The following is a 4,822-nucleotide window of genomic DNA, read 5'->3' on the forward strand; positions in this document are numbered from 1 at the left end:
AATTATTCTGATCTGAGAGAGGTTATCGGATTCTTTAAAGCGGCACGTGATGCATTTAAGCTGATGGTAAGCAAGGCAATAACTGCCACTATCGCCGCAACCAGGCCAAAGATCAGCGGATGAATGGTGATTCTGTACACATAATTAGCCAGCCATTCCTGCATCATCCACCATGCCAGTGGTATTGCAATCAAAAATGCTATAATAATCAGTTGCACAAATTCGCGCGATAGCAATAGTAGTAATTGCCGCACTGATGCGCCCATTACTTTACGAATACCAATCTCTTTTTTGCAGCGTTCTATAGCAAAAGAAACCAATCCGAAAAGGCCCAGGCAACAAACAAAAATGGCCAGCCCTGAAAATATCATGGAAAGCTGTCCAACCAGTTTTTCATTATTGAATTTTTCATTAAAAAAATCATCAATGAACCGATATTCAAATAAATAATCGGGACTGAATTTTTGGTAAACCTTTTCTACTGCAACCACTGCTTTTTTTATATCAATACCTTCTTTGAAGCGGATATTAATTCTTCCTTCCCAGGCAATGCCCTGAACCAGCATTATTGGTTCCGGGGCTGCATACGGAGAATTGATGACCATATTATCAATAACACCGAGTATGGTACGCTCTTTTCCAGCCCAGGTGATTTTTTTTCCGATCGGATCCTGTAGGTGTAACAATCCTACAGCTGCTTTATTCAGCAGTATTTGTTGCGTATCACTGGCCCTGAAATCCCTGCCTTCCAACACCCTGGTTGCCAGGGTTTTTGCAAAATCTTCATCAGTAAACATAAAACCGATAACCAGGTTATCAGCTTGCGGAGCCCCATTGTACCGAATACCGGCGGTATATCCGAACAGGTCGGTAACCTGGTTACTGGTCCGATTTACAGCTTCCACGAGCCCGGTAGCATACAATTCATTTTTAACAGCGCTTAACTGACGATCGAGTTGGGGAGATGAGTTAACCATAAACAGGTTTTCCTGCTTATAACCCAGATCACGTTGCTGTACATAATTGATTTGCTGATAAATGAGGAGGGTTGCTGAAATTAACAGAAAGGAAATGCAGAATTGGGCGGTTACTAATAATTTTCGGGGAGTGAGTCCTGATCTGCCGGTTAAAAAATGCCCTTTCAGAATGTTTACTGGCTGGAAACCGGATAAAAAAAGAGCCGGGTAGCTACCAGCAATAACCCCTGTTAAAAAGACAATGCTTATTCCGGTTAACCACCAAAACGGCTGGTTGGAGGGTAATTGTATGGGTTGATTCAGCAGTTGGCTAAAGCTGGGTATACTTAGCCAAACAAGCAGTAATGCCAGTACAAAAGCAAAGACTGCCAGCATCACTGATTCTGCAAGGAACTGAACTATCAGCTGATACCTGCGGGAGCCCAGTGTTTTACGTATACCAACTTCCCTGGCTCTTTTTTCAGAACGGGCCGTGGAAAGATTCATGAAATTAATACAGGCAATCAAAAGGATCAGGAGTGCTATCCAGGTAAACAAACGCACATATTGAATTCGTCCACCTGTATTTACCCCATCTTTAAACTCCTCGTAGAGACGCCATTTTTCCATGGGATGTAAAAGGATCTGACCACGTGTTGTCGGATTTTCGGAGTCGGTTTTAGCTCGAATCAGGGCCAGGGTTTTGGCTTCGATGCTTTGTGTATTGCTACCTTCGCGTAATAAATAGAAGATCCGGTTACCGCAGTTCACCCAGTCAGATGCCGCATTTTTTACCCATTCAGAAGATTGGTTGAAAGATTGCAGCAAGTCAAACTGAACGGTATTGGTGCTTGCAGGATCTTTTATCACAGCTTTTACATAGGCGGTGCGGTCATTATTCAGCTTTACGGCTTCACCCACAATATTTATCCGGTTGAATAAGCTTATGGCGGTAGAGGCTGTTACAATAATTCCATCCGGATCTTTAAGGCCGTTTGCATCGCCCTGCAGGAATTCATAGGAAAAAATGTCCAGAAATTCCGGGCTGGTGGTAATGGTTTTACGATTTATTTTTTTCTCACCCACTGTTAGCATAATGGATGATGGGAAACTTGTAACGGAGGCTTTTTCTACTTCCGGAATCGAAGCCATGGCAGCAGCGGCGAGGGGAAACATCATATCGGAACCGGTAGTGATAGCGCCGTTGAAATTCCGGTTCACATGTACATGAGCAATACGGTTATAATGAACCTGATCTTTGTTCCAGGAGCGCTCACTGTACACCCACAAAAAAATAAGCAGGGTGGCAGCCATACCGAGGGTTAACCCCGTAATATTAATGATCGTAAAAAACCGGTTTTTAGCCAGGTTACGAAATGCCAGCTTGCAGTAGTTAAAGATCATTTCCGAAGTTTTATACCCTCTAGCTTTTCTTTCGGGTTATACCATGATATTTTCCATGACCGTCTGACCATCGAGCATCCGAATAATGCGGTGGCTGTACCGGGCATCGTGTTCGGAGTGTGTTACCATTATAATAGTGGTACCCTGTTCATTCAGATCGGTAAGCAATTGCATTACTTCATTGCCATTAGAAGAGTCCAGGTTCCCGGTCGGTTCATCGGCAAGGATGAGTTTGGGATTATTTACTACTGCCCGGGCAACCGCCACCCTTTGTTGCTGGCCACCGGAAAGTTGCTGGGGGTAGTGGTTACGACGGTGCATTATGACCATTTTGTCCAATACCTCTTCTACGATTTTTTTTCGTTCAGCGGGTTTTACGCCCGTATATATCAGCGGCAGTTCTACATTTTCGTATACTGTTAATTCGTCAATAAGGTTAAAACTCTGGAATACGAAGCCGATATTTCTTTTTCGCAGGTCGGCACGTTTACGTTCATTAAAACCTGCTACTTCAATACCATTAAATACAAAGGAGCCGGCATCAGGATCATCCAGCAGTCCGAGTATATTTAATAAAGTCGATTTGCCGCATCCGGAGGGTCCCATGATAGCTACAAATTCGCCTTCTCTTACTTCCAGCGATAATTTGTTCAGGGCCACGGTTTCCACTTCTTCCGTGCGGTAAATTTTTTCGAGATTGCTGATCTTGATCATACTGAGGTCGATTTATTATATAGTAGTGAGAATAAAAAGAGGGGAGGACTCTTCCAATGCACTGGCAGGATCCTCCTGGATAAGGTTTAATGGTTCTGCTGTACAGGTCCGATTCAGATTAGCATCGACACAGTTTTCGCCACTCATCAGCGGTTCGCCGGTAGATATTGCCAGCACCAGCAGCAGGAATATTTTAGTAAGCAGAGATATCATGGTTGTTGGTATAAAAGTTAAAGCAGGTGGTTTAATGGGGAACTCCGAAAAATTATGCGCTATTTTTTATCGCCTTTTAAAACGAGCTCCTGGTTGTTTCCAAAATTTTCATAACTCGATGTGATGACTTTATCGCCGGGTTGTAGGCCTTCCAGCACTTCGTAGTTATCCGGGCTTTGCATCCCCAATTGCACATTCACTTTGTAAGCTACTGTTCCGGCCTCGTTGACCTTGTACACCCAGTTGCCGCCGGTTTGCTGGTAAAATCCTCCTTTGGGCAGTAAAATGGCCTGTTTTTCATCCGATAAAGCCAGCCTTATCTGTAATGTCTGGCCTCGGCGGATTCCCTGGGGTACCTCTTTCTCAAATTCCATATCCACCTGAAAACGACCACCGGTAACCTGGGTGTATATCTTTTTAATAAGCAGGGCATATTCTTTACCGGCAAAGCTGAAAGTGCCCCTTAACCCGGTAAAAATCCGGGAAATATAATGTTCGTCCACATCTACACGGATCTTGTATCCACTCATAACATCCAATTGTCCCAGCCGCTCTCCTTTGTTTTTTGACTGACCGATTTCTGCATCCAGTGAAGTCAGTTGTCCATCAACCGGCGCGCGTACAATCAGGTCGCCCACTTTTTTACGCATCAGCTGCAGCGCATTTTGCATCCGCTCATAACTCTGCTGCATTTGTGAAAGCTGCTGGCGATTAGATACCGAATCCTTATTCAGGATATCAATGGTCAGATCTTTTCTTTTTATCTGGTAATCGTAAAGGTTTTTGCTTGATTGGTATTCCTGTTTGCCAATAGCTTTCTGGGTATACAGGCGTTCGTTTACTTTATAGAGGCGTTCCGCTTCCTTTAAAGCATTGTCTACTTCAGCCATTTGGTTGAGCCGGGTAATAGTATTCTGATCGGCATTGTTTTTGGAAATCTGCATCTGCGTCAATACGTTAAAAACCTGGGTTTCCTGGTTTGATAAACTTAGTTCCAGATCGGTATTACTCAGGCGCAGGATGGGCTGCCCTTTGGTCATCATGGCGCCGTCCTCAACATATTTTTCTTCTACACGGCCGCCTTCGGTAGCATCCAGGTAAATGGTGGTTACCGGAAGCACAACCCCGTTAACCGGAATGGTTTCCTGGAAAATTCCTTTGGTAATTTCACTAATGGTAATCCGCTCTGTATCTACATTTAGGCGGCTGGCTCCCTGGGTGAAATAGAAACTTCCGGCAATGAGGGCAACCAGGGCTATGATTCCTCCGATTGTCACCAGCTTTTTGGTCGACCATTTCTTTTTTTCGATGACTCTGTCCACAGTTCGTAATTTTTTCGTTGATTGTGCTATCTAAGCTTATGTAAACCCTGTGCCAAAAACTAACTAATTGGTTATCAATTACTTGAAAACTGTTCTCCAAAGCCCTGTGTACGCTTTTGATACAATTACTGTTCGCAATTGAGATATACGTACAGTGGAAATAAATACTATACTTGTGTCCTTAAATTATGACATTAAAAAACGCCTCCATAC

The 4,822-nt window shown here is 43.7% G+C and carries 4 protein-coding genes; all 4 read right to left on the reverse strand.

Features of this window, described 5'->3' with window-relative positions; all coding sequences use genetic code 11:
• Positions 1–2 precede the first annotated feature (2 nt).
• Genes A1D16_RS12320 through A1D16_RS12335 form a run of 4 tightly spaced genes read right to left on the reverse strand, consistent with a single transcriptional unit; the run spans position 3 to position 4,609 of the window.
• The gene (locus A1D16_RS12320) at positions 3–2,360 is read right to left on the reverse strand and encodes an ABC transporter permease (protein WP_290709882.1); all 2,358 of its coding nucleotides are present in this window, start codon (positions 2,358–2,360) and stop codon (positions 3–5) included.
• Positions 2,361–2,396: 36 nt separating this feature from the next.
• Positions 2,397–3,074 (reverse strand): ABC transporter ATP-binding protein, encoded by a 678-nt coding sequence (locus A1D16_RS12325; RefSeq protein ID WP_290709884.1) that lies wholly within the window; start codon positions 3,072–3,074, stop codon positions 2,397–2,399.
• Positions 3,075–3,089: 15 nt separating this feature from the next.
• Positions 3,090–3,287, reverse strand: coding sequence for a hypothetical protein (locus A1D16_RS12330; protein WP_290709886.1), 198 nt, complete (start codon positions 3,285–3,287; stop codon positions 3,090–3,092).
• 59 nt (positions 3,288–3,346) lie between these two features.
• Complete coding sequence (locus tag A1D16_RS12335) at positions 3,347–4,609, reverse strand: HlyD family efflux transporter periplasmic adaptor subunit (RefSeq protein ID WP_290709888.1); 1,263 nt, start codon at positions 4,607–4,609, stop codon at positions 3,347–3,349.
• Positions 4,610–4,822 lie beyond the last annotated feature (213 nt).

Source organism: Flavihumibacter sp. CACIAM 22H1 (assembly GCF_001601815.1).
GTDB lineage: Bacteria > Bacteroidota > Bacteroidia > Chitinophagales > Chitinophagaceae > Flavihumibacter.